The organism is Pseudomonas sp. NGC7, from assembly GCF_047159675.1.
Classification (GTDB): Bacteria; Pseudomonadota; Gammaproteobacteria; order Pseudomonadales; family Pseudomonadaceae; genus Aquipseudomonas; species Aquipseudomonas kermanshahensis.
On sequence record NZ_BAAFZY010000001.1, the window covers coordinates 183,053 to 198,959 of the forward strand.

The 15,907-nt window shown below is 59.3% G+C and carries 13 protein-coding genes and 2 rRNA genes; 5 read left to right on the top strand and 10 right to left on the bottom strand.

All coding sequences use genetic code 11. From position 1 onward, the window contains the following. Positions 1-24: 24 nt before the first annotated feature. Positions 25-426 carry a GFA family protein gene (locus ACMCNM_RS00900; protein ID WP_412763793.1) on the top strand — a complete coding sequence of 134 codons (402 nt, stop codon included), beginning with the start codon at positions 25-27 and terminating at the stop codon, positions 424-426. A gap of 120 nt (positions 427-546) precedes the next feature. Here ACMCNM_RS00900 and ACMCNM_RS00905 read toward each other — a convergent pair whose 3' ends face one another. The 10 genes from ACMCNM_RS00905 to ACMCNM_RS00950 all read right to left on the bottom strand — a co-directional run bounded on the left by ACMCNM_RS00905 (position 547) and on the right by ACMCNM_RS00950 (position 10,384). Continuing rightward, positions 547-2,502 (bottom strand): DUF4105 domain-containing protein, encoded by a 1,956-nt coding sequence (locus ACMCNM_RS00905; RefSeq protein WP_186703876.1) that lies wholly within the window; start codon positions 2,500-2,502, stop codon positions 547-549. Then, the gene (locus tag ACMCNM_RS00910) at positions 2,499-2,819 is read right to left on the bottom strand and encodes a DUF2388 domain-containing protein (RefSeq protein WP_027591949.1); all 321 of its coding nucleotides are present in this window, start codon (positions 2,817-2,819) and stop codon (positions 2,499-2,501) included. The genes ACMCNM_RS00905 and ACMCNM_RS00910 overlap by 4 nt, the downstream gene beginning before the upstream one ends. Before the next feature lie 36 nt (positions 2,820-2,855). Next, the gene (locus tag ACMCNM_RS00915) at positions 2,856-3,161 is read right to left on the bottom strand and encodes a DUF2388 domain-containing protein (protein WP_412763794.1); all 306 of its coding nucleotides are present in this window, start codon (positions 3,159-3,161) and stop codon (positions 2,856-2,858) included. An 86-nt stretch (positions 3,162-3,247) separates the two neighbouring features. Beyond that, positions 3,248-3,565, bottom strand: a complete 318-nt coding sequence (locus ACMCNM_RS00920) for a DUF2388 domain-containing protein (protein ID WP_027591947.1) — start codon at positions 3,563-3,565, stop codon at positions 3,248-3,250. 295 nt (positions 3,566-3,860) lie between these two features. After that, positions 3,861-4,076, bottom strand: a complete 216-nt coding sequence (locus ACMCNM_RS00925) for a DUF1127 domain-containing protein (RefSeq protein WP_012269957.1) — start codon at positions 4,074-4,076, stop codon at positions 3,861-3,863. A 408-nt stretch (positions 4,077-4,484) separates the two neighbouring features. After that, a complete protein-coding gene (locus ACMCNM_RS00930) occupies positions 4,485-5,978 on the bottom strand; it encodes an acetyl-CoA hydrolase/transferase family protein (RefSeq protein WP_027591946.1) in 1,494 nt (497 codons plus the stop codon). 187 nt (positions 5,979-6,165) lie between these two features. After that, entirely contained in the window at positions 6,166-7,602 is a 1,437-nt protein-coding gene (locus ACMCNM_RS00935) for an NAD(P)(+) transhydrogenase (Re/Si-specific) subunit beta (RefSeq protein ID WP_027591945.1), read from the bottom strand. Between the two features lie 2 nt (positions 7,603-7,604). Beyond that, positions 7,605-7,919: an NAD(P) transhydrogenase subunit alpha gene (locus ACMCNM_RS00940; protein ID WP_027591944.1), complete on the bottom strand. Its 315-nt coding sequence runs from the start codon at positions 7,917-7,919 to the stop codon at positions 7,605-7,607. Positions 7,920-7,931: 12 nt separating this feature from the next. Further along, entirely contained in the window at positions 7,932-9,053 is a 1,122-nt protein-coding gene (locus tag ACMCNM_RS00945; protein ID WP_412763795.1) for a Re/Si-specific NAD(P)(+) transhydrogenase subunit alpha, read from the bottom strand. A 428-nt stretch (positions 9,054-9,481) separates the two neighbouring features. Then, positions 9,482-10,384, bottom strand: a complete 903-nt coding sequence (locus ACMCNM_RS00950; protein ID WP_099428023.1) for a LysR family transcriptional regulator — start codon at positions 10,382-10,384, stop codon at positions 9,482-9,484. Positions 10,385-10,546: 162 nt separating this feature from the next. Here ACMCNM_RS00950 and ACMCNM_RS00955 point away from each other — a divergent pair, with 162 nt between their 5' ends. The 4 genes from ACMCNM_RS00955 (at position 10,547) to rrf (ending at position 15,500) form a co-directional block, all read left to right on the top strand. Beyond that, on the top strand, positions 10,547-11,728 hold the full coding sequence (locus ACMCNM_RS00955; RefSeq protein ID WP_027591941.1) for an acyl-CoA dehydrogenase: 1,182 nt from the start codon (positions 10,547-10,549) through the stop codon (positions 11,726-11,728). Positions 11,729-11,742: 14 nt separating this feature from the next. Then, positions 11,743-12,963 carry a CaiB/BaiF CoA transferase family protein gene (locus tag ACMCNM_RS00960; protein WP_238209770.1) on the top strand — a complete coding sequence of 407 codons (1,221 nt, stop codon included), beginning with the start codon at positions 11,743-11,745 and terminating at the stop codon, positions 12,961-12,963. 661 nt (positions 12,964-13,624) lie between these two features. Next, positions 13,625-15,161, top strand: a 16S ribosomal RNA gene (locus ACMCNM_RS00965). Positions 15,162-15,384: 223 nt separating this feature from the next. Next, positions 15,385-15,500 (top strand): 5S ribosomal RNA (gene rrf, locus ACMCNM_RS00970). The last annotated feature ends 407 nt before the right edge of the window (positions 15,501-15,907 follow it).

Genomic DNA, 15,907 nt, shown 5'->3' on the forward strand with positions numbered 1-15,907 from the left:
GACAAAGGCGACGGGAGGTAGGTGATGCAGAATGTGACCGAAGGTGGCTGCTACTGTGGTGGCTTGCGGTATCGGCTGGAGGGGGCGCTGACGGATGTCGCCCACTGCCATTGTTCGATCTGTCGGCGCGTCAGTGGCGGGTTGGTGGTGACTTGGCTGACGGTGCCGCGTTCCGCATTCCAGTGGTTGGCGGGCGAGCCGCGCTGCTATGTGGCGCCGGCCAGTTGCAGCCGGTATTTTTGTGGGCAGTGTGGGGCGCATGTGGCATTGGTCACTTCGCACAGCCCGGACAGCATCGACGTGACGGTGGCGACGCTGGATCACCCGGAGCGGGTGCGGGCCAACCGGCATATCTGGACGGGTAGCCGGTTGCCTTGGTTGCACCTGGATGAGGATTTGCCTGGGGAGGTTGGGGAAAGCTTGTAGGTCATCTGTTTGGTCACATGGCCTTCGCGGGCAAGCCCGCTCCCACAGGTACCCCACTGCGCCAAGGGCGATAAACCTGTGGGAGCGGGCTTGCCCGCGATGAGGCCGGTGCTGTGATGACTACAACTGCAACCCGCCTGCGGCCTTGTGCAGCGTTCGCAGATGCTCACCCACCTGCTTCACGTTGGTCTCGATCGCGGCAATCTCCTTGGCCCGCGAGGGGTCCAGCAGCGCCCTCACCTCTTTGTCCAGGTCGGTGCTCAGGCGCAGCAACTGGGCCTGCCGCTCGCTGCTGACTTTCTCCAGGTGCTTGCGCTCATCGGGCTGCGGTAGACCATAGCCTTTGGCGTCCAGCAGTTCTGCCGGGCGGCTGAGGAAGCCGCTGTTGGCGAGCATCTGCTGCAGCGTCTGGTTGGCTTTGTCGATACTGCCATCCTTCAGCGCCGCCGCGTTCAGGTAGCGCTGCTTGACCTCGTCCTGGGCCAGCAACAGCTGGCGGCGTAGGCTCGCCTGCTCGAGCAGCAGCAAGGCAGCGCTGGTGCGCAGGTCGGCCTGGGCGAACCAGCCGCGGCGCTGTTCGGCATCCAGGGCCAGCCAGTCCTCGACCTTGTCCTGCTTGATCGGCAGCTGCTTTTTCAGCACGTCGAACATGGCCTGGTAGCGGTCACGGTAGGAGTCGAAGCGGTAACCCAGGCGCAGGGCTTCGCGGGGGTCATCGAGCACACTGGTATCGGCAATGCCCCGCCCTTTGAGCACTTCCAGCAGGCCGTTGGGCATGATGCTGTCGAGGTCGTTCAGGCGCGGGTTGGCGGTGCCACTGCGCAGCAGTTTCAGCGATTCGACCGCGCAATTGTTGGACAGGAAGTAGTAATTGCCGTCGTAGCTCCAGTGCATTTCCGCCGCCTGGCGCACCAGGTTCTCGACTTCCTGGCGGTCGAGCTTGAGGGGGATCGACGCCAGGCTGCGTAGCTCGGTCTTGGTGTACTCGTCGATGACCTGGCCCAAAGGCAACACGAACAGCCGCGATGGATAAGCGCCGACCAGGCCGTCCCAGCTGGACAACTGCACATCGTTGACGAAGGCGCGGTACGACAGCACCAGGTGCTGGTCGAGGTCCAGGCGGCAATCCGGGCCGCGCGGTCGCCCAGGTTTGCAGATGACCAGGCGCAGCATGCTGTGGCCCCAGCGGCTGACCCAGTTCTGATTGGCCTCAGCCAGCAGGTAGTCGACTTCATAAACGCGTTCGGGGTCGATTTCGCCCAGTGGCTGGCGAGCGAAGTCGCTGCCCGCGTTGAGGAATGGCAAGCCCTTGGCGCAGCTCTCTTGTGCGGGTGCCCAGCCGAAGTGGTCGCGCAGGTACTGGTTCAAGGCGGGGCGCCGGCAAGCATAGCTCGGGTCGAGGAGGAAGTACTCCATGTTGACCGCGATGAATTCCTTGGGGCTGCTCAGCTCATAGGTGTCTGGGCTGCGCACGAACTGGCCGTTGTGCTGCTCGCGCTCACCGCGGCGGCCGACATATTGCTGCCAGCCCGCAAGGTCGAGCAGGCGTGGGTCATCGCTCAAGGTGAAGCGCCGCTCGGCCTGGCCGCGGCACGCCTCTGGCAAGCCGATTTTGCCCACGGTGCCCTGCTGGCGCTTGCAACGGGCGATCAGCGAGCGCTCGGTGGCCGGCCACAACCGGGCCCGGTCGTAAATATGGGTCAGCTCATGCAGGACAGTCGCCAGCAGCTCTTCGCGCACGGTGCCGTGTGGGCGGTGGGTGCGTTCGCGGGCGGCGCTGCCATCAACCAGCCCGGGCAGCAGGCGGCTGTTGAGCTCCAGGGTAGAAACCAGCGACGCCTGGCCGTACGCGTCGGCCGGCATGCGCGCAGTCCAGCTGACCTGCACACGCCGGTCCAGTTGCTGCTTGAAGCGCGGCGGCAGCTTGCTCAGTGCTTCGTCGAGCAGTGCCTGGCTGGCTTGGCGTTGTTGAGGGTCGAGGCCGGAAGCCTGCAGCTCAAGCTGCAGGTCGGCCAGGGCGGGTGTGCCGAGCAGCGTCAGGGCGCAGCCGAGCAGCCAGGCACGCACCTGGTTCACAGCGCGAGAATGGCTTCAGCCAGCACTTGGTCGCTGGCGCCTCGCGCTTCAGGCAGGCGCTCGCGCAGGGTATTGAAAGCAGCTTCAAGCTGGGCGCCACGGATATCACCGTTGCTGGCGACGAAGCTGGCGGCATCGTCGTGCGCTTCACGCACGACTTTGGAATCACGGATCGAGGTGGTGGTGTCGGACGTGAAATCGATCGAACGGCCAAAGGCACGCACGATGATGTTGCTGGTGGCCACCAGCGTCTGTGCCTGGGCCAGGTCGGCCAGCAGCAGCATGCCGAGGGTAGCGGCAATCAGCGGTTTACGCATGGAGCATCTCCGAAAAATACAGGGAGTCAGGTGTAGTCATTGGACGAGAATTGCCTGCGCCAGTTCCAGGTCGCCGACAGCCTGTGCGGCACCGTGCTGGCGCAGCGAGGTGAAGGCCGCTTCCAGGCGCGCACCGAGGATCAGGCCATCGCTGGCGACGAATGCCGCAGCATCGTCACGGGCCTGGCTGACCAGCTTGCGGTCGAACGGCGCGGTGGTGACTTGGCTGGTGACATAGCCTGTGATGACCAGGCTTTGCGTGGTGGTGTCCAACGCATGGGCAGGTGCCATGCTCAGGGGAATGCCAACGGCGACAAACAACAACGGCAACAGATAACGCATGGGCTTCTGACGGCTGGGAACGAGGGGGTGAAGACACCTGCGGCTGTGCGGGCGAGCACCCGTACAGCCGCAGGGTTGAGTGCAGGTCAGATGGCCAGGATGGCCTGTGCCAGCTGTGCGTCGCTAGCCTGCAGGGTCGGCATTTGTGCGCGAATGTGCAGGAAGGCGCTTTCCAGCTTGGCGCCGCGAATGTCGCCTTGGCTGCCGACGAAGCTGGCGGCATCGTCACGGGCGGCTTGGACGATCTTGTCGTCGCGGAACGACGACGATACGTCGGAGGTGGCGTCGGTGGATGCAGCGACAGCGCCCACGACTGCGTCAGTGGTGACGACGAAGCTGGTGGCGCTGGCGGTGCCGGCCAGGCTCAGCATCAGGGCGGCGCCAATCAGGTGTTTAAGGGACATGATCGTGGACTCCTAGGGAATTCTGCTAATCGGACGCTCGCACTGCGCGTCTCGGTACTTTTCAACATCTGGTTTCTACCAGACTGTTAAGCCAAGCGTATCACGCGTCGATGTTTCTGGATGTTAATGAACACCCCTTCCCAGTACTGTACTGGTGTGTTTTTGCATTATAAGAAACTGTACCTGTAGAGCTGTGAGCCGCTCTGGTACGTAGCTTACAAACAAAAAACCCGCTGCAGTCACCTGCAACGGGTTTAGGAATTCGCGGTGCCGGGCATAGCCGGCAAGCCGGAGCTTAGCGCCAGAAAGGCTTGCTCAGCTCTTCGTAACGCTGCGACTCGCTGATACCGGCGTCGGCCAGCAGGCGGGAGTCCAGGCGAGCCAGTTGACGGCGGCTGGCCATGCGACGCTGCCACAACAGCAGGGTGGACAGGGCGCGCAGAGGCATCGAAGCGTTGGATTGTTGGGCGTTGCTTTCAAAAACCAGACCGGAACTGAGTGTACGTTCCATGATGTTTCATCCTTCCGCTTATGGCGGGATTAGGTAGTGATTTAACTGATGCCAATGATCCTCCTCTCTTGTCCATAACAGTAGATACAGTTCTGCGGCATTACGATGGTTCAGTTAACTGTGTAACCCTACTGTTGCACTCGAAATAGGCGCAACTGTACTGGTCTGCACTTATATGGTGCAAAATGCTCGGTAGGGAGAGGTGGTTAGCAGAGGGTCAGCTAAAAATACCAGTACAGTAGTACAGTTTTGTAGCTTGCTTAGGCGTTGTATCGAGCGAGGGCTTTGACTGTACCGGCCGTATCGCCGGCAAACCGTCTTCAACCGGCACGGCGCTGACGACGAATCGCGCGCTGTACCGGCTGAAGGCGGCTTGTTTGGAGCGGTGTAACTACAGGCGTGTGGGTATCAGCTGGCGAGCATGCGCCCGGTCTCTTCCAGGTTTTCGTGCCAGCTCAATGCTTCGCGCAGAATGTGCGGCGTATGGCCGCCGCGCTGGCAGGCGCGATCGAAGTAGTCGTTCAGCGCTGCGCGGTAATCCGGGTGCACACAGTTGTCGATGATTGCCCGGGCACGCTCGCGTGGCGCAAGGCCGCGCAAGTCTGCAAGCCCCTGCTCAGTGACCAGGATGTCGACGTCGTGCTCGGTGTGGTCGACGTGGCTGACCATCGGCACCACGCTGGAAATCGCGCCACCCTTGGCAATCGACTTGGTGACGAACACGGCCAGGTGCGCGTTACGGGCGAAATCGCCAGAACCACCGATGCCGTTCATCATCCGCGTGCCGCACACGTGGGTGGAGTTGACGTTGCCGTAGATATCGAACTCCAGCGCGGTGTTGATACCAATGATGCCCAGGCGACGGACCACCTCTGGGTGGTTGGAGATCTCCTGTGGGCGCAGCACCAGCTTGTCCTTGTAGCGCTCCAGGTTACCGAACACATCGGCATTGCGGCGGGTCGACAGGGTGATTGAGCTGCCGGAGGCGAAGCTCAGCTTGCCGGCGTCGATCAGGTCGAAGGTCGAGTCCTGCAGTACTTCGGAGTACATGGTCAGGTCTTCGAACGGCGAATCGATCAAGCCGCACATCACCGCGTTGGCGATGCTGCCGATACCGGCCTGCAGTGGGCCGAGCTTGTTGGTCATGCGGCCAGCGTCGACTTCCTTCTTGAGGAAGTTGATCAGGTGGTCGGCGATGCCCTGGGTTTCGTCGTCCGGCGGCAATACTGTGGATGGCGAGTCCGGCTGGTCGCTGATGACGATACCGACGATCTTGGCCGGGTCGATCGGGATGGCGGTGCTGCCGATGCGATCATCAACCTTGACCAGCGGGATCGGTGTGCGGGTTGGGCGGTAGGTCGGGATATAGATGTCGTGCAGGCCTTCGAGGTTGGCGTTGTGCGACAGGTTGATCTCGACGATCACTTGCTTGGCGAAGATCGCGAAGCTGGCCGAGTTGCCTACCGAGGTGGTCGGCACGATATGGCCTTGTTCGGTGATGGCCACGGCTTCGATGACGGCGATGTCCGGCAGCTTGAGCTGCTGGTTGCGCAATTGCTCGACGGTTTCCGACAGGTGCTGGTCGATGAACATCACCTGGCCGTCGTTGATGGCCTTGCGCAGGGTGCTGTCGACCTGGAAGGGCATGCGGCGAGCCAGCACGCCGGCCTCGGTCAGCTGCTTGTCCAGGTCATTGCCCAGGCTGGCGCCGGTCATCAGGCTGATTTTCAGCGGCGACTGCTTGGCACGTTCGGCCAGGGCATGGGGTACGGCCTTGGCTTCGCCGGCGCGGGTGAAGCCGCTCATGCCGACGGTCATGCCGTCCTCGATCAGACCAGCGGCATCAGCCGCACTCATTACCTTGCTGTGCAGGGAGGACAAGCGGATACGATCACGGTACATGGATTGTTATCTCAGGCTACTGAAGCTACTGGAGCGCAGTCTAGAGATTTCGCCGGTTGCCGTCCCACGACCATGGTCGTATGAGAAGCCCGGAAGTAGAGCCGTTGATCTGGATCAGGCAAATGTAAAAGCCCCGCAGATTTCTCGGCGGGGCTTCTTATATAGCGCACGGTTTGCAGCCAGTGGGTTACTCCACGGCTTTGACCATATCCTCGATTACCTTCTTGGCGTCACCGAATACCATCATGGTCTTGTCCAGGTAGAACAGTTCGTTGTCCAGGCCTGCATAGCCGCTGGCCATGGAGCGCTTGTTGACGATGATGGTCTTGGCCTTGAACGCTTCCAGGATCGGCATGCCAGCAATCGGCGACTTGGGATCGTTTTTCGCTGCCGGGTTGACCACATCGTTGGCGCCCAACACCAGTACCACGTCGGCCTGGCCGAATTCGGCGTTGATGTCGTCCATCTCGAACACCTGGTCGTAGGGCACTTCGGCTTCGGCCAGCAACACGTTCATGTGCCCCGGCATGCGGCCTGCCACCGGGTGAATCGCGTACTTCACGGTCACACCGTTGTGGGTCAGCTTCTCGGTCAGCTCCTTCAGCGCGTGCTGGGCACGGGCGACTGCCAGGCCGTAACCCGGCACGATGATTACCGTGTCGGCATTGCTGAGCAGGAAGGTAGCGTCGTCGGCCGAACCCGATTTTACCGGGCGAGCTTCCTGGGTGCCTGCGGGCCCACCGGCATCGGTCGCGCCGCCGAAGCCGCCGAGGATGACATTGAAGAACGAACGGTTCATCGCCTTGCACATGATGTACGAGAGGATCGCACCGCTGGAGCCGACCAGCGAGCCTGCGATGATCAGCATCGAGTTGTTCAGCGAGAAGCCGATACCCGCTGCTGCCCAGCCCGAATAGCTGTTGAGCATCGACACCACCACCGGCATGTCCGCGCCACCGATCGGAATAATGATCAGCACGCCCATGATGAAGGCCAAAACCAGCATCAGGGTAAAGGCACTGTAATGGCCGGTGAAGGTGAACAGCAGGCCCAGGGCGATGGTGGTCAGGCCCAGGATCAGGTTCAGCTTGTGCTGGCCGGCGAACTGTACCGGTGCGCCTTGGAACAGGCGGAACTTGTACTTGCCCGACAGCTTGCCGAAGGCGATCACGGAACCGGAGAAGGTGATGGCACCAATTGCCGCGCCGAGGAACAGCTCCAGGCGGTTACCCGTCGGGATCGGGTCGCTGATGCTGGCGACGATACCCATCGACTGCGGCTCCAACACGGCGGCAATGGCGATGAACACCGCGGCCAGGCCGATCATGCTGTGCATGAAAGCGACCAGTTCCGGCATCTTGGTCATCTCGACCCGCTTGGCCATGATCGAACCGGCGGTACCACCGACCAGCAGGCCGACGATCACGTAGCCGATACCGGCCGTTGCCAGTTCTGCGCCCAGCTTATAAATGAGGCCAACCGTGGTGACGATGGCCAAGCCCATGCCGATCATGCCGAACAGATTGCCGCGGCGTGACGTGGTCGGGTGCGAAAGGCCCTTGAGCGCCTGGATGAAGCAGATCGAGGCGACCAGGTAGAGAAGCGTTACCAGATTCATGCTCATGCTTACTTCTTCGCCTCGTTCTTGGCTTTCTTCTTGAACATCTCAAGCATGCGACGGGTGACCAGGAAGCCACCGAACACGTTGACCGCCGCCAAGGCCACGGCCAGCGTGCCCATCAGCTTGCCGGCGGGCGTCACGGTCAGCGCCGCCGCCAGCATGGCACCGACGATGACGATGGCCGAGATGGCGTTGGTGACCGCCATCAGCGGCGTGTGCAGCGCCGGGGTGACGTTCCACACCACGTGGTAGCCCACGTAGATGGCCAGCACGAAAATGATCAGGTTGTAGATGCCATGGGAAATCAGCATGTCTTCCATTTGTCGTGCTCCTTAGCCGTTCTTGCGGACGACTTGGCCATCGCGGCACATGAGGCAGGCCGCGACGATGTCGTCTTCAAGGTTAATGACCAGCGCGTTGTCCTTGTCGAACAACAGCTTCATGAAGTCCAGCAGGTTGCGTGCGTACAGCGCCGATGCATCGGCCCCCACTTGGGCAGGCAGGTTGGTCGGGCCGACGATGGTCACGCCGTTATCCTGCACCACCTGGTCGGCGACGGTCAGCGGGCAGTTACCGCCTTGGGCGGCGGCCAGGTCGATGACCACCGACCCAGGCTTCATCTGTGCGACGGTTTCGGCGCTGAGCAGGGTCGGCGCCTTGCGGCCAGGGATCAGTGCGGTGGTGATGACGATGTCGGCCTGCTTGGCGCGTTCGTGTACGGCCTGGGCCTGGCGCTGCATCCAGCTGGCCGGCATCGGCCGCGCATAGCCACCAACACCCTCGGCGCACTCACGTTCCTCATCGGTTTCGTAAGGCACGTCGATGAACTTGGCGCCCAGCGATTCGATCTGCTCTTTGACGGCGGGGCGTACATCCGACGCCTCGATCACGGCACCCATGCGCTTGGCGGTAGCAATGGCCTGCAGGCCTGCAACGCCTGCACCGAGGATCAGCACGCGAGCAGCCTTCACGGTACCGGCGGCCGTCATCAGCATGGGCATGAAGCGAGGGTAGTGGTGCGCTGCCAGCAGTACCGCCTTGTAACCGGCGATGTTGGCCTGGGACGACAGCACATCGAGGCTTTGTGCCCGCGAGGTACGCGGCGCTGCTTCGAGGGCGAAGGCGGTGATACCGCGCTCGGCCATCTTGCCGATCAGTTCACTGTTGAACGGGTTGAGCATGCCCACCAGCAGGCTGCCGCTGTTGATCAGCGCCATCTCCTGGTCGTTGGGCGCGACTACTTTAAGTACCAGTTGCGCGCCGTAGGCATCGGCGGCGGTACCCAGGGAGGCACCCACAGCCTCATAGGCACTGTCCGGAATGCTGGCGTTTAGCCCTGCCCCCCGTTGGACGGTGACCTGATGGCCCTGGGCAACCAGTTTTTTGATGGTTTCAGGGGTCGCGGCGACCCTTGTCTCACCCGTCTGCGTCTCGAGAGGAACACCAATGTGCACGACTATGTCTCCTGCGGTGACCTTTTGTCTTTGTTGAAGCCAGCGTACTTCGGCTGGTGCGCTGGTGCGGTCCAACCCGCCGAATCCTAGGCGGGCCAGGCATTTTGCAGATGAACCCAAGGGGCTTCAACCGGTTCTGGAGCGAAACGAAGTTAAAACTACAAGTCACCCTGTGACCGTATGTCGCAAGCCTTCGGTTGCAGCCCGTCAAACATGGGCCATTGGGAGATTAGGAGATAAAACTAAAAAAAATTGCGGTATTTCGCTTACAGTTCGCTCAATGTCGCAATTTAAGCCTGAAAGCCGCGCAGTCAGCAGGGTTAAACGGGATTTTCAGGCTTGCGTAACAGTTTTCGAATATGCGACAAATACATATATCTGTAGGTGTTTAAAATAATTGACTACGAAGTCAGGTTGTTTGGCTGTGACTAGGCAGAGGCGGTGGTGTAAGCCTGCGCTTGTGCTACCAGCCAGTCGCGGAAAGCCCGTAGCGAGGCAGACTCCACTTTGCGTTCGGGAATCATCAGATAGTAGGCCTTGTCACTGCTCAGGGCATGCCTGTTAGCGACCACCAACCTACCCTCCTGCAACTCCCGCTGAATCAGAAAGGGCGGGATCAGCGCGATCCCCATTTCGTGCATCGCCGCCTGCGCGAGCATCGAGAATAGTTCATAGCGCGGGCCTGTCATGTCGCGCTCCACGTTCATGCCCAGGCCGCCGAACCATTGCCGCCAGGCATAGGGGCGCGTGGTCTGCTGCAGCAAGGGCAGTTGCGCAATGCGGCGGGCGTCTAGCATGCCTTGCCCGTCCAGCAACGCCGGGCTGCAGACGGGGACAGGGTTCTCGCCCATCAGCCTATGCGACTGGGTGCCGGACCAGTCGGCATCGCCGAAATAGATGGCTGCATCAAAGGCTGTGTCGGCAAACAGAAATGGCCGGGTGCGGTTGGTCAGGTTGACGGTGACGTCGGGGTGGCGCTGCTGGAAGTCCTTGAGCCTGGGGAGCAGCCATTGGGTGCCGAAGGTGGGTACCACGGCCAGTTCGATCACATTGGCGCCCTGCTGGCGCATGACCGACAAGGTATCGCGCTCTACCGCATCCAGCTGCGCGGCAACCTGGCGGCTGTAGGAAAGGCCAGCCTCGGTCAGCTTCACCCCGCGCCTTGAGCGGCGAAATAGTTCCACATTAAGGAAGGCCTCCAGGCCGCCGATCTGCCGACAAACGGCGCCCTGGGTCAGCGCGAGTTCTTGCGCGGCCTTGGTGAAGCTCTCGTTACGCGCCGCCGCCTCGAAACAGACCAGGGCGGCAGTGCTGGGGATCTTGCGGCGCATGTACGTCAACCTCACTTGTAAGGCTGTCAATGTGGCGTTTTGCTGATTTACGAAGTGACAAATTATCACTAATCCGTGCGCAATCCTCGTTTGTCCCGACGGCCGATCAGGCCTAGGCTCAAGGGCACAAGAATTTGCTCTCTCTTTTCGAGGATTTCGCTCATGGCCGGTAAAGCAAGCTTCAACTGGATCGATCCGCTGCTGCTCGATCAGCAGCTCACTGAAGAAGAGCGCATGGTGCGTGACAGCGCTTATCAGTTCGCCCAGGACAAGCTGGCGCCGCGCGTGCTCGAAGCCTTCCGCCATGAGCAGACCGACCCGGCGATCTTCCGCGAGATGGGTGAAATCGGTTTGCTGGGTGCCACCATCCCCGAGCAGTATGGCGGCAGCGGTCTTAATTATGTGTGTTACGGGCTGATCGCTCGCGAGGTCGAGCGGATCGACTCTGGCTATCGCTCGATGATGAGTGTGCAGTCTTCCCTGGTGATGGTACCGATCAACGAATTCGGCACTGAGGCGCAGAAGCAGAAGTACCTGCCCAAGCTCGCCACGGGTGAGTGGATCGGCTGCTTTGGTCTGACCGAGCCTAACCACGGCTCCGACCCGGGCTCGATGATCACCCGGGCCAGAAAGGTGGACGGCGGCTACCGCCTGACCGGCAGCAAGATGTGGATCACCAACAGCCCGATCGCCGATGTGTTCGTGGTGTGGGGCAAGGATGACGCTGGCGACATCCGCGGCTTCGTGCTGGAAAAGGGTTGGGAAGGCCTCAGCGCCCCGGCGATCCACGGCAAGGTGGGCCTGCGTGCTTCGATTACAGGCGAGATCGTAATGGACAACGTGTTCGTGCCTGAGGAGAACATCTTCCCAGACGTGCGCGGCCTCAAGGGCCCGTTCACCTGCCTGAACTCGGCACGCTATGGCATCTCCTGGGGGGCGTTGGGCGCTGCCGAGGCCTGCTGGCATACCGCGCGCCAATACACCCTGGACCGTCAGCAGTTCGGCCGCCCGCTGGCAGCCAATCAGCTGATCCAGAAAAAGCTGGCCGACATGCAGACCGAGATCACCCTGGCACTGCAGGGCTGCCTGCGGTTGGGGCGCATGAAGGATGAAGGCACGGCGGCTGTCGAGATCACCTCGATCATGAAGCGTAACTCTTGCGGTAAAGCCTTGGATATCGCCCGCATGGCACGTGACATGCTGGGGGGTAACGGCATTTCCGATGAATTTGGCGTGGCTCGCCATCTGGTGAACCTTGAGGTGGTCAACACCTATGAAGGTACCCATGACGTGCATGCGTTGATCCTGGGGCGTGCTCAGACCGGCATCCAGGCCTTCTATTAATAAGGAGCCAGCCCATGGGCGCGCTATCACATCTGCGGGTGCTGGACCTTTCGCGCGTGTTGGCCGGCCCATGGTCTGGCCAGATTCTCGCTGACCTTGGGGCTGACGTGATCAAGGTCGAGCGCCCTGGTAATGGCGATGATACCCGCTCGTGGGGGCCGCCTTTCCTCAGAGATGTCCGGGGTGAGAACACCAGTGAGGCCGCCTATTACCTCTCGGCCAATCGCAACAAGCGTTCGGTGACGATCGACTTCACACAGCCTGAAGGGCAACGCTTGGTGCGTGAGCTGGCGGCGAAGTCGGATATTGTCATCGAGAACTTCAAGGTGGGTGGCCTCGCAGCCTATGGGCTGGATTACCAAAGCCTGAAAGCGCTCAACCCGAAGCTTATCTATTGCTCCATTACCGGTTTTGGCCAGACCGGGCCCTATGCCAAGCGCGCGGGCTATGACTTCATGATCCAAGGGCTGGGTGGGTTGATGAGCCTGACCGGTCGGCCTGAGGGGGAAGAAGGTGCTGGGCCGGTAAAGGTTGGCGTGGCGCTGACTGACATTCTTACTGGGCTGTACTCGACTGTGGCGATTTTGGCTGCCCTCGCCCATCGGGACCAGACCGGTATCGGCCAGCATGTCGACATGGCACTGCTCGATGTGCAGGTGGCCTGCCTGGCGAACCAGGCCATGAACTACCTGACCACGGGCACCCCGCCCCGGCGCCTGGGCAATGCGCATCCCAATATCGTGCCTTACCAGGACTTCCCTACAGCAGACGGCGATTTCATTCTTACCGTGGGTAATGATGGTCAGTTTCGAAAGTTTGCCGAGGTGGCTGGGCAGCCGCAGTGGGCGGATGATCCGCGCTTCGCTACTAATAAGCTGCGTGTGGCCAACCGTGGTGAGCTGATTCCGTTGATTCGTCAGGCTACGGTGTTCAAGACCACGGCGGAGTGGGTGAGCCAGTTGGAGAAGGCTGGGGTGCCGTGTGGGCCAATCAATGACCTGGCGCAGATGTTCCAGGATCCGCAGGTGGTGGCTCGAGGGTTGGCGGTGACTATCCCGCATCCACTGGCGGGGAGTGTGCCGCAGGTAGCCAGCCCTATTCGCCTGTCGGAGACGCCGGTGGAGTACCGGCGGGCGCCGCCGCTGTTGGGTGAGCACACCGAGGCGGTATTGAGTGAGGTGCTTGGGTTGGATACGGATGCCGTGCACCGCTTGCGCAGTGCTGGGGTGCTTTGAGCCTATATAGAGAAGTGGAATAGCGGGGAGGCCGAAGGCCTCCCCGCTTTGCTTTTTAGCGATATTAAGGTTTCGTGAAATTAAAGGTTGACGGGGTTTCGAATCCCCTTATAATGCGCCCCACTTCCAGCGTAGTCGGAACGAAAAACTCCTTGAGATTCAATGAGTTAAATAGTGAAGACGAAGTTTGAAGGGCTTCGATCGAAAGATCGTCAGCGGTTGAAATGGTGGTTGACAGCGCTTCTAAACGCTGTATGATTCGCCTCCCGCTACGAGAGATCGCAGCGAGTCAAGTGTTTGAAGCTAAACGAGTTTCTCGCGAAAAACTTCAAAATAAACGCTTGACAGTAAATGAGGGAAGCGTAGAATGCGCGCCTCGGTTGAGATGAAAAGCTCTTAACCAAACGCTCTTTAACAAATTGAATCAAGCAATTCGTGTGGGTGCTTGTGAGTACGGACTGATAGTCACAAAGATTATCAGGAAAAGCTCTTAACCAAACGCTCTTTAACAAATTGAATCAAGCAATTCGTGTGGGTGCTTGTGAGTACGGACTGATAGTCACAAAGATTATCAGCATCACAAGTGACCATGCGAGAAATCACATAGTCATTTGAGATTGCTGAGCCAAGTTTAGGGTTTCTTAAAAACCCAAGCAGTATTGAACTGAAGAGTTTGATCATGGCTCAGATTGAACGCTGGCGGCAGGCCTAACACATGCAAGTCGAGCGGATGAGAAGAGCTTGCTCTTCGATTCAGCGGCGGACGGGTGAGTAATGCCTAGGAATCTGCCTGGTAGTGGGGGACAACGTTTCGAAAGGAACGCTAATACCGCATACGTCCTACGGGAGAAAGCAGGGGACCTTCGGGCCTTGCGCTATCAGATGAGCCTAGGTCGGATTAGCTAGTTGGTGAGGTAATGGCTCACCAAGGCGACGATCCGTAACTGGTCTGAGAGGATGATCAGTCACACTGGAACTGAGACACGGTCCAGACTCCTACGGGAGGCAGCAGTGGGGAATATTGGACAATGGGCGAAAGCCTGATCCAGCCATGCCGCGTGTGTGAAGAAGGTCTTCGGATTGTAAAGCACTTTAAGTTGGGAGGAAGGGCAGTAAGCGAATACCTTGCTGTTTTGACGTTACCGACAGAATAAGCACCGGCTAACTCTGTGCCAGCAGCCGCGGTAATACAGAGGGTGCAAGCGTTAATCGGAATTACTGGGCGTAAAGCGCGCGTAGGTGGTTTGTTAAGTTGGATGTGAAAGCCCCGGGCTCAACCTGGGAACTGCATCCAAAACTGGCAAGCTAGAGTACGGTAGAGGGTGGTGGAATTTCCTGTGTAGCGGTGAAATGCGTAGATATAGGAAGGAACACCAGTGGCGAAGGCGACCACCTGGACTGATACTGACACTGAGGTGCGAAAGCGTGGGGAGCAAACAGGATTAGATACCCTGGTAGTCCACGCCGTAAACGATGTCAACTAGCCGTTGGAATCCTTGAGATTTTAGTGGCGCAGCTAACGCATTAAGTTGACCGCCTGGGGAGTACGGCCGCAAGGTTAAAACTCAAATGAATTGACGGGGGCCCGCACAAGCGGTGGAGCATGTGGTTTAATTCGAAGCAACGCGAAGAACCTTACCAGGCCTTGACATGCAGAGAACTTTCCAGAGATGGATTGGTGCCTTCGGGAACTCTGACACAGGTGCTGCATGGCTGTCGTCAGCTCGTGTCGTGAGATGTTGGGTTAAGTCCCGTAACGAGCGCAACCCTTGTCCTTAGTTACCAGCACGTTATGGTGGGCACTCTAAGGAGACTGCCGGTGACAAACCGGAGGAAGGTGGGGATGACGTCAAGTCATCATGGCCCTTACGGCCTGGGCTACACACGTGCTACAATGGTCGGTACAGAGGGTTGCCAAGCCGCGAGGTGGAGCTAATCTCACAAAACCGATCGTAGTCCGGATCGCAGTCTGCAACTCGACTGCGTGAAGTCGGAATCGCTAGTAATCGCGAATCAGAATGTCGCGGTGAATACGTTCCCGGGCCTTGTACACACCGCCCGTCACACCATGGGAGTGGGTTGCACCAGAAGTAGCTAGTCTAACCTTCGGGAGGACGGTTACCACGGTGTGATTCATGACTGGGGTGAAGTCGTAACAAGGTAGCCGTAGGGGAACCTGCGGCTGGATCACCTCCTTAATCGACGACATCAGCCTGCTGATGAGCTCCCACACGAATTGCTTGATTCAAGGCGTTGAGCTAACCAATACTAATTGCCCGTGAGGCTTGACCATATAACACCCAAGCAATTTGCTAGCGCGAATTGCGGTGGTGAAGACGAAAGACCCGAAAGTTCGTAACCACAAAATCGCATATCCGAATTCGCTGGGCTGTCCATCTGGACATTCTGGCTACAGAATTTCTTGACGACCATAGAGCATTGGAACCACCTGATCCCATCCCGAACTCAGTAGTGAAACGATGCATCGCCGATGGTAGTGTGGGGTTTCCCCATGTGAGAGTAGGTCATCGTCAAGATTCATTTCGCAAAACCCCTATCTGCGCGGTAGTGTGGGGTTTCCCCATGTGAGAGTAGGTCATCGTCAAGATTCATTTCGCAAAACCCCTATCTGCGCGAGCAGGTAGGGGTTTTGTCTTTAAGTAGAAGCTCAAGCTTCTTGCTGACCAGGTTGAATGACCGCTCAGCAGCGGTAAAAAGGTGGTTGACAGCGTTTTTGAATGCTGTATGATTCGCCTCCCGCTACGAGAGATCGCAGCGAGTTAAGTGTTTGAAGCTAAACGAGTTTCTCGCGAAAAACTTCAAAATAAACGCTTGACAGGCTCTGAGGAAAGCGTAGAATGCGCACCTCGGTTGAGACGAAAAGCTCTTAACCAAACGCTCTTTAACAAATTGAATCAAGCAATTCGTGTGGGTGCTTGTGAGT